General features: G+C 64.5%; 1 protein-coding gene. It reads right to left on the bottom strand.

What is annotated here, in order from left to right; all coding sequences use genetic code 11:
* Positions 1-259: hypothetical protein (locus tag ACZ3GY_RS24340; protein ID WP_465912349.1), on the bottom strand; the 259-nt coding region annotated here is incomplete at both ends.

Here is a 259-nt window from a genome sequence, read left to right as displayed (position 1 = left end):
ACAATTGCGCAAGGCCGAGGAAACCGTTGACGACGGCCAACCCCACAAACAACAGCGACAGCGAGCGGCGTTCTTCAGCGCTGAGGCGCAGCACCGCCAGGAAAAGCGTCACAGCCGGAACGAGGCTGACAAAGGCCTGCAGCGTCACACCCGGCGCAACGGATATGGGAAGCATCGCCGGCGAGGCGCCGCCCAGCTCCGCGATGGCGATTTCATTCGCGCGGACTGGGAAAGATTGCCATACGCGCAGGGGCAGCGG

It is taken from the genome of Pseudomonas sp. PME37.24/006, assembly GCF_055556635.1.
Note: the sequence above shows the minus strand (reverse complement) of the source record. Positions and strands in the feature narration are given on the sequence as shown.